Genomic DNA, 15,005 nt, shown 5'->3' with positions numbered 1-15,005 from the left:
ATGAGCCCATTGATCGGCGCCGAGGCGGCCGCCGAACTGCACCAATCGGTCCGGCTCGACGTCCGCTGGACGCTCGGGGGACCGTCGCGGGACGCCGACTTCGCCGAAGGGCACCTGCCCGGCGCCGTCCGGCTCGACTTCGACCGGGACGTGTGCGGCCCCGTCGAAGCGGTCGGCGGACGCCATCCGCTGCCCGAACCCCTAGCGCTGCAAGCGGTCCTGCGCGCCGCGGGCATCCACGACGACTCCCATGTACTCGTCTACGACGACGGCGACGGGATGGCGGCGGCCCGCACCTGGTGGACGCTCCGCTGGGCCGGGATCGACAACGTCCAGGTCCTCCAGGGCGGCATCAAGGCCTGGACCGGTGCCGGACTCCCGCTCGAGACGCGGACACCAGAGCCGAAACCCGGCACCGTGACCGTCCGCCCCGGACACCTCCCGGTGCTCGACGCCGAATCCGCCGCCGACTGGGCCGCGACCCGCGAACTGGTCGACGTGCGCGCCCCCGAGCGCTACCGCGGCGAGAGCGAACCGGTCGACCCCGTCGCAGGCCACGTGCCCGGCGCGATCAACCTCTTCCTCGGCGAAGACGACCTCACCGACACCGACAAACTGCGCGAACGCTATGCGCCGCATACCGAAGCGGCCTACTACTGCGGCTCCGGCGTGGGTGCGGCGCGCACCGCGCTCGCCGTCACCGCCGCGGGCCTGCCGACACCGCCGGTGTACATCGGCTCATGGAGCGACTGGGTCTCGCGAGGTCGCGACGTCGCCACCTCGGCGACGCCGCTCGACGGTCCGCAAGCTTCGCCGAGGTCGCCCGCGGGCCGCGCATCGGCACAGGGGGAGGAACGATGAAACGCGCACTGATCGCGGTCCCGGCCGCATTCCTGCTGGCGCTGGCCGCCTGCAGCGACGACCGCGCGCCCTCGGGCGAGGAGCCCGTCGACACCGCCGCGCAGGAGACGAGCGAGGAGTCGTCCCCGCCCGAACCGGTCGAACTCGACCTGGCCGACGCCGCGGGCGCCTGCCCGCTCATCGACTCCGCGACCCTGAACTCCGTCACCGGCGAGGACTTCCGCTTCGCCTCCGGCGGGCCCGGCGAGGCCGCCGACGGCGAGGACGCCCCGGCCCAGCTCACCTGCGCCGTCCAGACCGGCGAGGCCGCCTACCCCGACCTCACCCTCTTCGTCATCGGCACCGAGGCGACCGTCGAGATCTATGAAGAGGAGCTCGCCGACGGCACCGAGGCGATCGACGGCCTCGGCGAAGCCGCCTACTGGATCGTCCACACCGAGGACACCGGCGCGGGCCCGGCCATGGAGATGGGCTGGTACGACAGCGGCACCATCTTCGAGATGCGTTACACCACACCGGTGGACACCGATCCGGCCGTCGTGAACGGCCTCGTGGCGGGCTTCACCGACCTCGCCAAGGGCATCGCCGCCGCCCACGGAGCTGAATTATGGCTCGCACGCTTCGCCATGGCTGAGTAGGCCGGCTGACCGCGGACATGAAGTAGGCCGCCAGGCTGATGCCCGGCGGCCTTTCATCTGGTTTGTACGAAGGCGTTCAGGCCTCGATCACGGTCACATGGCCGGGCTCGTTCCTCCAGCGCTTGTCAGCCGTGAGCACCTCGGCATCGAGAACCTCCCCCGTGGCCAGCACCAGTGCGTCCGGCAGCCGGATCTCTTTGCGCCGCGCGCGAATTCCTGCGGTCGCCCAGGCGACTTCCCGATCGATCGGGTAGATCTCGGTGACGAGGTCGTCGATCGTCTCTTCAAGCCGCTTCGCGGTTCTGTCACCGAGTTTCCGCGCACCGACCATGACCTCCGCGAACACGCTCGCGGGAATGACGAATTCCGCCTTCGCTCGTTGCTCCAGCGCTCCGCTCGAGGCATGGTGCAGAGCGTCCTCGGCGTCGAGGTGTCCGAGCAGCACGCTGCTGTCCAGCACTACCTTTCCCATTCGTCGCGCAGCCCTTCCAGGTCGGTGGCCGCGGAGAGTCCAGGGAAGGCCCCAGCTGACCTGGTGATCCTGTCGCGTTCCCGAACCAGCACGACCCGGCCCTCACTGTCCGCCCGTACCAGCAACTCGTCGCCGACCTCGAACCCCGCTTCGCGCATCACCGCGACCGGGATGGTGATCTGATGCTTGGAGGACACCTTTGTCACGCCGCTCCTCCGTCTCTGCTTCTTTACCTCCTCGACCATAAAGTAAAGATAGGCGAATCTGAGGGAACCTGTCGAGGGTTTCGCGTTCGTGTCGCGAAAAAGAGCGCCCTCCTCGCCGGGGGTGCGAGGAGGGCGCTCAGGTGCGGAGTGCGGTCATGGGGCACAGACGTCTCCCGCGGTCAGTCCTATGTGGGATGAATGGAAACGTTTGCAGCACTTTGCTCAGACTACTCCCCGGTAAGGCCGGGGTCAAGTCGTGAGAAGCACGGACTCCCCAAGGCGCGCAAGACGCCTCGGGAGTCGAGCTATTCGACCGGAGCGGCGAAGATCTTCGCCGCGTCGTCGATCGAGAGCCGGATCGTGGCCGCACCCGAGGCCACCGCGATCGCACCGTCGAGCCGGTCGATAGCGACCTCGGCGCCCGGGTCCACGCCCGCCTCGTGCAGTGAGGCCAGCAGCTCCGGGTGCGTCTGAGCCGATTCGCACAGGCGCGTCACGCGCACCTTCGAACCGGGGGAGACCACGCTCAAAGGCCGCTCGTCGGCATCGCGGCCGTCGGCCTCCGCCGAGGCGTCCAACTCCTCGAGCCCGGGGATCGAGTTGCCGTACGGCGAACGGGTGGGGTGCTCCAGCAGCTCGTACACGCGCTTCTCCACCGAGTCGCTCATGACGTGCTCCCACTTGCAGGCCTCGTCATGGGCCTCCACGTAGGACATGCCGATGACGTCCACCAGCAGCCGCTCCGCGAGCCGGTGCTTGCGCATCACCGCGACCGCCTGCCTGCGGCCCTCCTCGGTGAGCTCCAAGTGCCGGTCGCTCTTGACATTGAGCAGCCCGTGGCGCTGCATCCGGCCCACGGTCTGCGAGACCGTCGGCCCGCTCTGCTCCAGCCGTTCGGCGATCCGGGCGCGCAGCGCGGGAACGCCCTCCTCCTCGAGTTCGAGGATCGTGCGCAGGTACATCTCGGTGGTATCGACGAGGTCCGTGGTCACAGCTTCGTTCCTTCACTTAGTCCGCCCGCAGGGCACCGAGCGGGGTGGGTCGAGTAGCCGCCAGACCCCCTGTCACCACCAATGATATACGGCCGAACCGCCGCGGCCTCAATCAGCCATCCGGACGTACAGCGCGCCCGCACCCCAAAGCGACCCGGTGAACCGGGCCGTCAGGGACGGTCACGCCACATACTCGGCGAGGCGCCCGGCGTAGTCGGGCTGGCGCAGGCGGTGCAGCGCGTTCTTCTCGATCTGGCGGACCCGCTCGCGCGAGAGGCCGAAGTCCGCGGAGACCTCTTCGAGGGTGCGCTGGCGCCCGTCGTCAATGCCGAAACGCAGCCGCAGCACGGTTTGTTCCCGCTCCGGCAGCGAGGCCAGCACGTTCGCGATGTGGCGGCGCAGCAGCGCGTACGACACCGCGTCGTCGCCGCCGTGCTCGCGCGGCAGGTGCGCCACGAGGTCGCCCAGCGCGGTGGAGTCGTCCTCGCCCACGGTCTGGTCGAGGCTCACCGGCTCGCGGTCGTAGGACATGAGCTCGAGGACCTTGCCCGGGGTGACGTCGAGTTCCGCGGCGATCTCCTCGTAGCGCGGCTCGCGGCCCAGTTCGACCATGAGGTCCTGGCGCGCCCGGTTCATCCGCTTGATCTGGTCCACGGTGTGCGCGGGGACGCGGATCGTGCGGGACTGGTCGGTGACGGCCCGGTTGATCGCCTGCCGGATCCACCAGGTGGCGTACGTGGAGAACTTGTAGCCCTTCTGGTAGTCGAACTTCTCGACGGCGCGGATGAGGCCGAGGTTGCCCTCCTGGATGAGGTCGAGCAGGCTGAGCCCCGCACCGGAGTAGCGCTTCGCCACGGAGACGACGAGGCGCAGGTTCGATTCGAGCATGCGCTGCTTGGCCGCGCGGCCCTCGGCCGCGATGCGGGCCAGGTCGCTGCGGAAGTCGGGGTCGGTGACTTCGCTGATGCGGCACTCGGCCATGAGACCGGCCTCGATGGCCTTGGCGCACTCGACCTCCTCGGAGGCGGTGAGCAGCCGGTGCTTGCCGATGCCGTTCAGATAGGCGCGAACGGGGTCGCCGGAGTATTCGGTCGTGCGCTGCGCCGGTCGCCTCGCCGGACGCTGGCGGATGCTGTCGACAGGTGCCATCGAATTCGCCTTTCGCTGCGGACCCTCGGCGCGTGGGTTGAGTCGCGCCTGACCCGGTGGGCACCGGGCGTCGGGATACCAGCTTGCAGGTGATTTCGCGGTTTCTGATCCCCCAGATCGAAGGGTGGCACGAACCCGGGAGACACGATCAGAAATTCGGTTTCGGGGCCTCCCACCGAAACCTGATGGCAAGCAGCCGTACGACAAAGATGGTCGCGATGGCGGTCAGCGCGAGCGTCCAGTGCCCGATGATCGACTCCCATCGGGCCCCGACCGCCACGATGACCGCGCCGATCGCCGCCGCCATCGCGTAGAAGTCCTCGCGGAGCACCGCCGGGATCTCCTGGACCAGGACGTCGCGCAGGATGCCCCCGCCGATTCCGGAGAGTACTCCGACGATGCAAGCCGCGTAGACCGCGAGACCGAAATCGAGGCCCTTCTCGGTCCCGACCACGGTGAACAGCGCCAGCCCCGCGGCGTCGAGCACCAGCATCGTGGGGCGCATCCGCGAGAGCGCGGGGTGGAACCAGAACACGATCATGGAGGCCACGAGCGCCACGAGCGGATAGCGCCAGTCGGTGAGCAGCAGCAGATCGGAACCGATGAGCAGGTCGCGGGTGGCGCCGCCGCCCAACGCGCAGAGCACCCCGATGACGACCACGCCGAACAGGTCCAGGCGCTTGCCGACCGCGGCGCTCGCGCCGGAGGCGGCGAACACCGCGGTGCCGACGAGCTCGGCGACGAGCATCAGCGAGCTCGGGTCGAATTCACTAGGGTCCACTCGTGCGTTATAGCAGGCAGTGCTGGATCACACCGCTGTTCGTCGCAACGATGAGAGCCGCGCGGCAGCGTCAGCCCTTCATCTTCTCGTAGATGTCCTTGCAGTTCGGGCAGATCGGGAAGCGGTCGGGGTCCCGCGTGGGCACCCACATCTTCCCGCACAGGGCCTTCACCGGGATGCCGTCGACCATGGCGGCCATGAGCTTGTCCTTCGGCACGTAGTGCGAGAAGCGCTCCTCGTCGCCGTCCTCGAACACGTAGTTCGGGTTGGTCTGGGTCTGCTCTTCCAGAAGGGTCGAACCAGAACCGCCGGCCCCGTCGGAGCCTCCGGTGGTGGGAAGTTCGCTCACGGCAACTCACTCCTCATTAGCGCGCAAGATCCCGTCAATCTTGCCACGTCTTCGCGAAATCGCGACCCGCGAGCGGCCCGAGCCGCTCATTCCGAGTCGATCATGGGGTGCTCGGGCGCTTCGAGGGTCTTCGCCCGGCGCTCGTGCCTGGTGAACACGCCCGGTCTGCGCGCCAGTCGGTCGTTCGCGAGCATGACCGCGAGCCACGGCAGCAGCGCCATCCCGATCACGCCGAGCAGCAGCCACAGCCACAGGAGCGGCGCCTCGGCCATCACCAGGATGCCGAGCACGATCACCAGCATGGCGCGAATCGACATCATCACGACATACCGGATCGTCCGGTACCGCCGCTCCTCTTCGAGGGACATCGTCGCATCGGTGATGCTGGTCGCCTTCTCACGCCTCGCCACCCTTCGAGCCTACGCCTGGCCGGTGCGGCAGGATCTGTGGCATGAAAGCAGTCGTGCAGACCGTCAGCGAAGCGGAAGTCACCGTTCCTCGTCGAAGCTCGCGAGATGTGGATTCAGTGGAGCCGGGTGAGAGCGTCGGCAAGATCGGCGAAGGACTCCTGGTCCTCCTCGGCGTCACCCACACGGATGGACCCGCCGAAGTCGCCTGGATCGCCGAGAAGATCTGGTCGCTGAGGATCATGCGGGACGAGCTCTCGGCGTCCGATCTGGACGCCCCGATCCTGCTGGTCAGCCAGTTCACCCTGTACGCCGACACGCGCAAGGGCCGCCGCCCGTCGTGGAACAGCGCCGCGCCCGGGCCGGTGGCCGAACCACTGGTCGAGGCGGTCGCCGCCCACCTCCGCGGCCTCGGCGCGCGCGTCGAGACCGGCAGGTTCGGCGCCATGATGCTCGTCCGCAGCGTCAACGTCGGCCCCAACACGATCCTCCTGGAGCGGTGAACGTGGCCGCTCTGACTCACGGCCGGCAAGCGGACACCGCGACGTTCCCCGCGGCCTAAAATCAACCCGGTCCGCCACCGTCCGAGAGGAGCCCGCATGATCCCGGCCGCCCCACCCGAAACGCTTCCGTCGCTTCGGGTCTGGCAGCGCAAGGCCATGGTCGCCTACCACCGGGGTCAATCGCGAGACTTCCTCGCCGTAGCCACGCCCGGCGCCGGCAAGACCACGTTCGCACTGCGCATCGCCTACGACCTGCTCGCCGACGGCACGGTCGACACCGTCACCGTCGTCGCCCCCACCGAGCACCTCAAGACCCAGTGGGCCGGCGCGGCCGCCCGCTTCGGCATCCAGCTCGACCCGTCCTTCCGCAACGCCTCCGTCCACAGTGCCGCCGACTTCCACGGCGTGGTCGTCACCTACGCCCAGATCGGCGCCGACCCGGCCGTGCACCGCCGCCGCACGCTCTCACGCCGCACCCTCGTCATCCTCGACGAGATCCACCACGCCGGCGACGCCCGCACCTGGGGCGAGGGCGTCCAGACCGCCTTCGACGAGGCCGAGCGACGCCTGTGCCTCACCGGCACCCCGTTCCGCAGCGACGACAACCCGATCCCCTTCGTGGAGTATGAGGAAGACCCGGACGGCACCAAGCGCTCGCGCGCCGACGCGCTCTACGGCTACCGGGACGCCCTCGCCGACGGCGTCGTGCGACCGGTCATGTTCATGGCCTACTCCGGCCAGGCCAAGTGGCGCACGAGCGCGGGGGACGAGCTGGCCGTGCGACTCGGCCAACCGCTCACCAAGGACCTCACGAGCCAGGCGTGGCGCACCGCGCTCGACCCCGAGGGCGAATGGATCAAGCAGGTCATCAGGGCCGCCGACCGGCGCCTCGCCTCGCTGCGCGCGGCGGGCATCCCCGACGCCGGCGGGCTCATCATCGCCTCCGACCAGAACAGCGCCCGCTCCTACGCCGGGATCCTCAAGCGCGTCACCGGGAAGAGCGCCGCGATCGTCCTCTCGGACGACGCCGGCTCCTCCGACAAGATCGCCAAGTTCGCCGAGTCCGATGAGGAATGGCTCGTGGCCGTCCGCATGGTCTCCGAGGGCGTCGACATCCCGCGCCTCGCGGTCGGCGTCTACGCCACGAACGCGCACACCCCGCTGTACTTCGCGCAGGCCATCGGCCGATTCGTGCGGTCGCGGCGGCCCGGCGAGACCGCCTCGGTGTTCCTGCCGAGCGTCATCCCGCTGCTGAGCCTCGCCGAGAACCTCGAGGCCGACCGCGACCACGTCATCAAACCCAAGTCCCAGGACGAGGACCCCGAGCTGCTCCTGGAGCAGGCACAGCGGGTCCTCAACGAGGGCACCGAACTCGGCGGCCAGCGCGAGACCCTCGAGTCGAACGCGGAGCTCGACCAGGTGATCTTCGACGGCGGCTCGTTCGGCCTGCCCGTGGAGGCCGGGAGCGCCGAGGAGCAGGAGTACCTGGGCCTGCCGGGCCTGCTGACCCAGGAGCAGGTGCATCTGCTGCTGCAGAAGCGCCAGCGCGAGCAGATGGCGAAGCAGAAGTCCGGCGCCCGCACCGAGACCGTGGAGCGACCGCCGGCCGAACCCGCGATGACGAACGCGCAGAAGCGGTTGAAGCTCCGCAAGCAGTTGAACGCGCTGGTGGGTGCGCGTTCGTTCGCCACGAACGAGCCGCACGGGAAGATCCATGCGATGCTCCGGTCCAAGTGCGGCGGTCCGCCGAGCGCGCAGGCGACCATCGAGCAGTTGGAGGAGCGGATCGCGGTGATCCGCTCCTTGTGACGGCGTCGAACGCATGACGGTGGGCGGTCCGAATGGACCGCCCACCGTTGTCGAATTGCAACGTCGTGGAATCGAATCAGGGCCCGAGCGGATATCCGCTCGGGCCCTTGCTCAAGCCTGTGGGCGCTAGTTCTCCGACGCCATGAGGTCGGTGCCGCGCCACTCGAATTCGGGGTCGGCGGTGAAGTCGATGGCGATCGGCACGAGCTTCTCGGCGAACTGGTTCGCGTGGTGGCCGCAGAAGACGAGGTCGCCGCCTTCGGCCAGGGTCACGCGAAGCTTTGCCGCGGCGCTACACCGATCGCAGCGCTCGCCCGCGATGGGACGTTCCTCCGTCTGGGGCGGGGGCGTCAGGGTGGATGTCATACCAGGTCCTCCGCTGCGTTCGGTCCACTGTGCGTCTGCACAGCAATGAATCTCTATGGTCGGCCTGTTGACCGGCTCGTTCCGTTCAACGCCTGCACTGTACTACCTCTTCCCGACAGTTCCCGACTGAGACTGGTCTCACTCGGTACGCCGGTGCGATGGTTGTTCCACACCGTAGCCCACGGAACGCCGATCGACAAGCCGGCACAAGTGGTAAGTACCCACCCGTTCGGGTGATACACCGCTGCTTACAGCCGTGCTGGGCCTTCGGGTTCCATTACGCCGGGAGCGAAACGGACTAATCGAGGTAGTCGCGCAGGACCTGCGAGCGCGACGGGTGCCGCAGCTTCGACATGGTCTTCGACTCGATCTGGCGGATGCGTTCACGGGTGACCCCGTAGACCTGGCCGATCTCGTCGAGGGTGCGCGGCTGGCCGTCGGTGAGGCCGAACCGGAGCCGGACGACGCCCGCTTCGCGCTCGGAGAGCGTCTGCAGCACCTGCTGGAGCTGGCCCTGGAGGAGCGAGAAGGAGACCGCGTCGACGGCCACGATGGCCTCGGAGTCCTCGATGAAGTCGCCGAGCTGGCTGTCGCCCTCGTCGCCGATGGTCTGGTCGAGGCTGATCGGCTCGCGCGCGTACTGCTGGATCTCGAGGACCTTCTCCGGGGAGATGTCCATCTCCTTGGCGAGTTCGTCCGGGCTGGGCTCGCGGCCCAGGTCCTGCAGCAGTTCACGCTGTATGCGGCCGAGCTTGTTGATGACCTCGACCATGTGGACCGGTATGCGGATGGTCCGCGCCTGGTCGGCCATCGCGCGGGTGATGGCCTGCCGGATCCACCAGGTGGCGTAGGTGGAGAACTTGTAGCCCTTGGTGTAGTCGAACTTCTCGACGGCGCGGATGAGGCCGAGGTTGCCTTCCTGGATGAGGTCCAGGAACGCCATGCCGCGGCCGGTGTAGCGCTTGGCGAGCGATACGACGAGGCGGAGGTTGGCTTCGAGCAGGTGGTCCTTGGCGCGGTCGCCGTCGCGGACGATCCACTCGAGGTCCCGGCGCATCTGCGTGGGGATCTCCTCGCCGGCCTCGCGGAGCAGCTTGAGGCGCTCCACGGCGTACAGGCCGGCCTCGATGCGCTTGGCGAGCTCGACCTCCTGGGCCGCGTTGAGGAGCGGCACCTTGCCGATCTGCTTGAGGTAGGCGCGGACGGAGTCGGCCGAGGCGGTCATCTCGGCGTCCTTGCGGGCCTGCTTGAGCGCCTCCGAGTCCTCCTCGTCCCACTCGAAGTCGTCGCCCTCTTCGTCGTCGTCGCCGTCCTTCTTGGACTTGCCGCGGCCGGCGGCCTTCTTGGCGGCCTTCTTGCGGGTCGCCTTCTTGGCGGGCGCGGCGGCGGCGGCTTCGGCGAGCGCGTCGTCGTCGACCGCCGCGAGGTCGGCCTCGTCGGGCTCTTCGCTCTCGGGCTTCTTCGCGGCGGCCTTCTTCACGGCCTTCTTGGCGGCGGCCTTCTTCGCGGTCTTCTTGGCGGCCTTCTTGACCGGGGCCTCTTCGCCGGCTTCTTCAGCGGCGGGAGCGGCGGCCTTCTTGGCGGCGGTCTTCTTCACCGCGGTCTTCTTGGCGGCCTTCGCGGTGGTGGTCCGGGAGGAGGTGGCGGTGCGGGCGGCGGGAACACGCTTGCGCGTGGAGGCGGAGCCGTCCACGACCACGGTGACCTCGGCCTCGGCCAAGGCGCGGAGCACCTTCTTGCCTTCGGCGGGGGAAGCCTGCACCGACTCCAGAACCTGGGCGACCGTCGCGGACGTCAGCTGCCCGTTGCTCTCTCGGGCCAGAGCGAGCAGCGAGTCGGTCAGGGAATTGACGTCTGTGCCGGTGGGACGTGCGTCAGTCACGAGCAACCTTCCGAGGCAATGGCGGGCACGGCGCAGCCGGGCTCCATAGCGGGTGAGCATTGGATATTGGGTCGGCAGCCCAGGTCGGCACAACGACCGGGCAGGCGTGAATTGTAGCGCCGAAAATCGCCTGCGGCCCGTCCGTGGTGCCGATTCGAGCTGTGTTTCCGCATTTTCAGTGTCAATGTGTCGCAGCACGTGGGGTGTGACGGCGCTCTATTCTACCGTGCAGGTGCCTTCGGGCGCCGGTCCGATGCCGCCCTGTGCGAACGACTGGCGCGCGTCGGATGCCGAGCGTACCTCCGCGAAGTCGTCGCCGAGCACGATCGTGATCGGCTTGTCCCAGTCGAGGTCGAAGGCCTGGGTGCCTTGGTAGAAGTACGCGTGGGTGTGGATGCCGGCCGCATACAGGTCGGGACCGAAGTACACGAGCGCGGTGCCGTCGTAGGCCTCGTCGGCGTCCCCCGTCTCGGTGACGATGAACCCGCGGTCCTCGAGCTGCGCGGCGGCCTGCTCTGCCAGTCCGTCCTGATCGGTGCCGTTGAGGACGACCAGTTCGATCTCCTCCGGCTTGGGGATCGGGGCGGTCTTGATCTCGACCGCGCCGGGCGGGCAGGATTCGTTCGCGGAGGTCTGCGAGTCGTTCCGGATCGCCCAGAGCGTTATCAAGCCAGCTACCAGTGCCAATACGCACAGAACCGTCAAAGCGCGGATACGAGCGATACGCACGGCTGCCTCCCCGAGTCTCCAAAAAGCGCAAACGGATGTCTGCACTTAGACGAGCCGACGGCCCGCAAACGTTGCCATGCGAAAGGCTATCGTGCGCGGGTCGTCTCCGTGGGCGAGAGGCGGTACACTCGCTGCCTTCGACACAGAAGTGTTTCTCGCCACAATGGGGATGAAAAACCCGGTGGCATCGTGTATAGGAATGGACTGCACGCGGTAAGGTACGCCGCCTGCAGGAACGGAACCCGCCAGGAACCCGAGCCGGGCCGCTGTGTCACCCGAACACTCCAGCGGCAACCCGCCGCGCTCGGTTCCGGAGCCGCAAAAGCAACCAATGGGAGTGGAAAACGATGGCAACCGACTACGACGCCCCGCGCCGCGACAAGGAAGAGAACGCCGGCACCGACGGCATTGACGCCCTTGCGAAGGGCCGCACCGATCAATCGGGGTCGGTCGACGTCGACGAGGCCGAGGTCGCCGAGAACTTCGAGCTGCCCGGCGCCGACCTCGGTGACGAGGAGCTCTCGGTGAAGGTCCTGCCGATGCAGCAGGACGAGTTCCGATGCTCCAGCTGCTTCCTGGTCCACCACCGCAGCCAGTTCGCGAAGGAGAAGAACGGGCAGCCGATCTGCAAGGACTGCGCGTAGCCATCGAGCCGCCTCCCGGCTCGGCGAGCAGTTCCGAACGTCGCCCCTCGGATAGCGCACGGCTCGCAGGATGCCTCCTGCGGGCCGTCTCGCTTGTCCGGGGTCTAAGCCTCCACCGGCTCCCGTGCGCCCGTCAGAGCCGCCTTGAGCCGCTCGGGACGCCGTGATGCGACGATCCAGTAGGGGGTCGGGTCGTCGGGATCGTCGAGGACGATCCGCAGCCCGCGGTTGATCCACGGCCGCTGCACCGCGAAGGCCAGCGGATGCTGGGCCACGCCCAGCGCGTCCGCGTACGCGATCGGCTCCAGGATCTGCACTTCGGCCACGGCCGACATCGGCAGCTTCGCGTCGTCGACGTGGAGCCACACCTCGTCCACGGCCGCTTCGACGCTCACCCGCAGGCGGCCCAGCCACCAGGCGCCCGCGAACACCGCGACCATGAGCGTGACGCTCGCGGCCACGCGCCACCAGCGCATGTCGCCGAAGTTCGACAGCGCGCCGGCGAGCACCGCCACCGCGGTCACGGCGAGCCAACCCGCCACCGGCAGACCCATGCGCTCGGCGTACCGTTCCCCACTCCTCATGTCTGAGACCATATCCCCGTCACGGCGACGCGAACTCGGCCGCATGCCGAGGCTCACGGTGGAAGCCGGGGCTGAACCGTAGATTTGCTGAGCGACTCGCGGCGTCTTCGCGCCGTGCTTCCGCGAGTGAGAGGAACCCGACGACGATGACCGCCGAAGTCCCGGTCGCCATCCGGCGGCTCGACCCCGACCTGCCGCTGCCCGCCTACGCGCACCCCGGTGACGCGGGCGCGGACCTGTACGCCGCCGAGGGCGTCACGCTCGCCCCCGGGCAGCGGGCGCTCGTCGGCACCGGCGTCGCCGTCGCGATCCCCGACGGGCACGTCGGCTACACGAATCCGCGCTCCGGGCTCGCCCACCGCCTCGGCGTCACCATCGTCAACGCGCCGGGCACGATCGACTCCGGATACCGCGGTGAGATCAAGATCAACCTCGTGAACCTCGACCCCGAGCGGACCGCCGTCATCGAACGCGGCGACCGTGTCGCACAATTGGTAGTCCAACCGGTTGTGCGAGCCCGTTTCACCGAGGTCGACGACTTCGCGCCGACGCAGCGCGGCGCGAGCGGCCACGGTTCCACCGGCGGGCACCGCCGACTTGCAGAGGAGAGCGAACGTGTTTAAGCGGCGAAAGTCGAAGAAGCAGCGCCCCGCCGAGGGCGCCGTCCTCGACTCCCTGGCCGAGAGCGGCGAGACCTTCGAGCACGAGGCCACCGAAGGACCCTTCGACGTCACCGACGCCCCCGACGACGACGTCCGCCGCATCGACCTGGGAGCGATCCGACTCCCCGTCCCCAAGGGCGTGGGCTTCCAGGCGCAGACCGACGCCAAGGGCAACATCAGCCAGGTCCTGCTCACCACCGGCGCCTCCGCGCTGCAGCTGCTCGTGCGCGCCGCGCCGCGCAGCGAGGGCATCTGGGACGAGTTCCGCGGCGAGCTCACCGCGCAGGTCACCGGCCAGGGCGGCCAGGTCGAGGAGGTCGAGGGCCGCTGGGGCACCGAGCTCCTCGCCAAGGTCGCCTCCAAGAAGGGCACCAACTCGGTGCGCTTCTGCGGCATCGACGGCCCCCGCTGGTTCGTGCAGGCCACCTTCCAGGGGCAGCGGGCGCTCGACGAGAACGCCGCCCCCGAGCTCGACGAGGCCCTGCGCCTCCTCGTGATCGACCGAGGCAGCGTGGCCATGCCGGTGCGCGAGCCGCTGCCGCTCAGACTCCCGCCGAAGATGGCCGAGGAGGCCGCCGCGCGCATCGCGCAGCGCAAGGCCGAAGGCGGCGACGGCAACCGCGCCATCATCGCGGCCGGGGACACCCCTCGTCCCCAGGTCCGCCGCAAGCCCTCGCCGCGCCCCAAGCGGTAGGGACCGGGACGATCGACGCCTCACGAGCGAACCCCGGCAAACGCGGGAAGGTGAAGGGCTGGCTCAAGCGCGTCGCAGCGCCCTCGCAGGAGCTGTTCGCCGACGAGATCCGCCGCGAATCCGACCCCGACACGACGCCGATCGAGCTGCTCCGACCCCGGCAGCTCGCGGTGGTCGCCGGCCGGCTCCGCACCGTGGTGCTGCGCACCGACGGCCGTTCCCCTTCCGTGGAGGCGGAACTGTTCGACGGCACCGGTCAGGTCGGATTGGTCTGGATGGGCCGACGGCGTATCGTGGGCCTTGAGGCCGGGACCAGGCTCGTCGCCCGCGGCCGCGTGGCCCAGCTGGGCGACGGCCGACTCGTCGTCTACAACCCGAACTACGAACTGCGCCCCTGAGCGCGGACCAGCCACACGACCTGGAAGGCCCGCATTGAGCACCGAGACGCCGGCCCACGACCACGAGATCGCGCCGGAACAGGCCGAGGCCCGCAAGACCCCCGAATCCCGCGAATCCGCCGAGCTTCGCGAGCCGGAGGCGCAGTCCGACGAGCTCCCGCCGTTCACCGAGCAGCTCTCGCAGCAACTGGGCGGCGTCAAGGGCGTCGTGGAGGCCGCGGTCCCGATCACCCTGTTCGTGGTGCTCAACCCGCTCCTGCCCGACCGGATGGGGCCGCTCAGCGGGCTCCAGTGGGCCATTCTCATCTCGGCCGCGAGCGCGCTCGCGATCGCCGGCTGGCGCGCCGCGCGCAGGGAGTCGATCCGCCACGCGCTCAACGGCCTCTTCGGCATCGCCCTCGGCGCGTTCCTCGCCTGGCGGTCGACGGACGCCCGCAACTTCTACCTGCCGGGGATCATCCAGGGCTCGGTCTACGGCGTGCTGCTCATCGTCTCGGCGCTGGTGCGCCATCCGATCATCGGTTGGATCTACGCCGTGGTCGCCCAGGGCGGCAAGAAGGAATGGCGTGAGAACAAGCCGCTCGTGGACATCCTGAGCCGGATCACGATCCTGTGGGGCGTCGTCTTCATCGTCAAGAACGCCGCCCGCATCTGGCTGTACTACCTGGACTACGACAACGCGCTGGGCCTGCTGACCCTCTTCGGCGGCTGGCCCGTCACGATCGCGTTGACGGCCTTCACGATCTGGGCGGTGCGCCGCCGGATGAAGGAAGTCGAGGCGGCCGCTCCGAGCGCGACCTGACGGCGACTCCGGTGAGGGCGCGGCGCATCGTGCGCCGCGCCCACCGCGCAAACACGGGAACCACACGAACCGCGGCG

General features: G+C 68.9%; 20 protein-coding genes. 9 read left to right on the top strand and 11 right to left on the bottom strand.

Annotated features, from left to right (window positions below; translation table 11 throughout):
- Positions 1-861: a sulfurtransferase gene (locus JHY01_RS06865; RefSeq protein ID WP_205324864.1), complete on the top strand. Its 861-nt coding sequence runs from the start codon at positions 1-3 to the stop codon at positions 859-861.
- Positions 858-1,499: a hypothetical protein gene (locus JHY01_RS06860; RefSeq protein WP_205324863.1), complete on the top strand. Its 642-nt coding sequence runs from the start codon at positions 858-860 to the stop codon at positions 1,497-1,499. Before JHY01_RS06865 ends, JHY01_RS06860 begins: the two co-directional genes overlap by 4 nt.
- A gap of 76 nt (positions 1,500-1,575) precedes the next feature.
- On the opposite strand, the gene JHY01_RS06855 is transcribed toward JHY01_RS06860, so the two are convergent.
- From JHY01_RS06855 to JHY01_RS06825, 7 genes are all read right to left on the bottom strand, one after another.
- On the bottom strand, positions 1,576-1,959 hold the full coding sequence (locus tag JHY01_RS06855; protein WP_205324862.1) for a PIN domain-containing protein: 384 nt from the start codon (positions 1,957-1,959) through the stop codon (positions 1,576-1,578).
- The gene (locus JHY01_RS06850) at positions 1,959-2,216 is read right to left on the bottom strand and encodes an AbrB/MazE/SpoVT family DNA-binding domain-containing protein (RefSeq protein ID WP_205324861.1); all 258 of its coding nucleotides are present in this window, start codon (positions 2,214-2,216) and stop codon (positions 1,959-1,961) included. The genes JHY01_RS06855 and JHY01_RS06850 overlap by 1 nt, the downstream gene beginning before the upstream one ends.
- Positions 2,217-2,482: 266 nt before the next feature.
- Positions 2,483-3,169 (bottom strand): metal-dependent transcriptional regulator, encoded by a 687-nt coding sequence (locus JHY01_RS27645; protein ID WP_205324860.1) that lies wholly within the window; start codon positions 3,167-3,169, stop codon positions 2,483-2,485.
- A gap of 180 nt (positions 3,170-3,349) precedes the next feature.
- Positions 3,350-4,318 carry a sigma-70 family RNA polymerase sigma factor gene (locus JHY01_RS06840; RefSeq protein WP_205324859.1) on the bottom strand — a complete coding sequence of 323 codons (969 nt, stop codon included), beginning with the start codon at positions 4,316-4,318 and terminating at the stop codon, positions 3,350-3,352.
- Between the two features lie 148 nt (positions 4,319-4,466).
- The gene (locus tag JHY01_RS06835; protein WP_307814292.1) at positions 4,467-5,099 is read right to left on the bottom strand and encodes a TRIC cation channel family protein; all 633 of its coding nucleotides are present in this window, start codon (positions 5,097-5,099) and stop codon (positions 4,467-4,469) included.
- A 70-nt stretch (positions 5,100-5,169) separates the two neighbouring features.
- The gene (locus JHY01_RS06830; protein ID WP_205324858.1) at positions 5,170-5,448 is read right to left on the bottom strand and encodes a DUF3039 domain-containing protein; all 279 of its coding nucleotides are present in this window, start codon (positions 5,446-5,448) and stop codon (positions 5,170-5,172) included.
- Positions 5,449-5,534: 86 nt separating this feature from the next.
- Positions 5,535-5,858 (bottom strand): DUF3099 domain-containing protein, encoded by a 324-nt coding sequence (locus tag JHY01_RS06825; protein WP_307814291.1) that lies wholly within the window; start codon positions 5,856-5,858, stop codon positions 5,535-5,537.
- A gap of 41 nt (positions 5,859-5,899) precedes the next feature.
- Here JHY01_RS06825 and dtd point away from each other — a divergent pair, with 41 nt between their 5' ends.
- The gene (dtd, locus tag JHY01_RS06820; protein WP_205324857.1) at positions 5,900-6,358 is read left to right on the top strand and encodes a D-aminoacyl-tRNA deacylase; all 459 of its coding nucleotides are present in this window, start codon (positions 5,900-5,902) and stop codon (positions 6,356-6,358) included.
- Between the two features lie 96 nt (positions 6,359-6,454).
- A complete protein-coding gene (locus JHY01_RS06815) occupies positions 6,455-8,167 on the top strand; it encodes a DEAD/DEAH box helicase (RefSeq protein ID WP_205324856.1) in 1,713 nt (570 codons plus the stop codon).
- 126 nt (positions 8,168-8,293) lie between these two features.
- Here JHY01_RS06815 and JHY01_RS28045 read toward each other — a convergent pair whose 3' ends face one another.
- The 3 genes from JHY01_RS28045 to JHY01_RS06800 form a co-directional block, all read right to left on the bottom strand.
- Positions 8,294-8,533, bottom strand: a complete 240-nt coding sequence (locus JHY01_RS28045; protein ID WP_091053111.1) for a hypothetical protein — start codon at positions 8,531-8,533, stop codon at positions 8,294-8,296.
- A 298-nt stretch (positions 8,534-8,831) separates the two neighbouring features.
- The gene (locus JHY01_RS06805) at positions 8,832-10,475 is read right to left on the bottom strand and encodes an RNA polymerase sigma factor (protein WP_205324855.1); all 1,644 of its coding nucleotides are present in this window, start codon (positions 10,473-10,475) and stop codon (positions 8,832-8,834) included.
- Positions 10,476-10,631: 156 nt separating this feature from the next.
- Positions 10,632-11,084 (bottom strand): LytR C-terminal domain-containing protein, encoded by a 453-nt coding sequence (locus JHY01_RS06800; protein WP_205324854.1) that lies wholly within the window; start codon positions 11,082-11,084, stop codon positions 10,632-10,634.
- A gap of 407 nt (positions 11,085-11,491) precedes the next feature.
- Here JHY01_RS06800 and JHY01_RS06795 point away from each other — a divergent pair, with 407 nt between their 5' ends.
- Positions 11,492-11,788, top strand: a complete 297-nt coding sequence (locus tag JHY01_RS06795; protein ID WP_205324853.1) for a DUF4193 domain-containing protein — start codon at positions 11,492-11,494, stop codon at positions 11,786-11,788.
- Between the two features lie 104 nt (positions 11,789-11,892).
- On the opposite strand, the gene JHY01_RS06790 is transcribed toward JHY01_RS06795, so the two are convergent.
- The gene (locus tag JHY01_RS06790) at positions 11,893-12,372 is read right to left on the bottom strand and encodes a DUF3093 domain-containing protein (protein WP_205324852.1); all 480 of its coding nucleotides are present in this window, start codon (positions 12,370-12,372) and stop codon (positions 11,893-11,895) included.
- Positions 12,373-12,518: 146 nt separating this feature from the next.
- Between JHY01_RS06790 and dut the strand changes: the two genes are divergently transcribed.
- Genes dut through JHY01_RS06770 form a run of 4 tightly spaced genes read left to right on the top strand, consistent with a single transcriptional unit; the run spans position 12,519 to position 14,928 of the window.
- A complete protein-coding gene (gene dut / locus JHY01_RS06785; protein ID WP_205324851.1) occupies positions 12,519-12,995 on the top strand; it encodes a dUTP diphosphatase in 477 nt (158 codons plus the stop codon).
- Positions 12,988-13,728 (top strand): DUF3710 domain-containing protein, encoded by a 741-nt coding sequence (locus JHY01_RS06780; protein WP_205324850.1) that lies wholly within the window; start codon positions 12,988-12,990, stop codon positions 13,726-13,728. Before dut ends, JHY01_RS06780 begins: the two co-directional genes overlap by 8 nt.
- Positions 13,729-13,778: 50 nt before the next feature.
- A complete protein-coding gene (locus tag JHY01_RS06775; RefSeq protein WP_205324849.1) occupies positions 13,779-14,126 on the top strand; it encodes an OB-fold nucleic acid binding domain-containing protein in 348 nt (115 codons plus the stop codon).
- Positions 14,127-14,160: 34 nt separating this feature from the next.
- Positions 14,161-14,928 (top strand): DUF3159 domain-containing protein, encoded by a 768-nt coding sequence (locus tag JHY01_RS06770; protein ID WP_205324848.1) that lies wholly within the window; start codon positions 14,161-14,163, stop codon positions 14,926-14,928.
- Positions 14,929-15,005: the final 77 nt, after the last annotated feature.

Source organism: Glycomyces sp. YM15 (genome assembly GCF_016918015.1).
GTDB lineage: Bacteria > Actinomycetota > Actinomycetes > Mycobacteriales > Micromonosporaceae > Glycomyces.
Note: the sequence above shows the minus strand (reverse complement) of the source record. Positions and strands in the feature narration are given on the sequence as shown.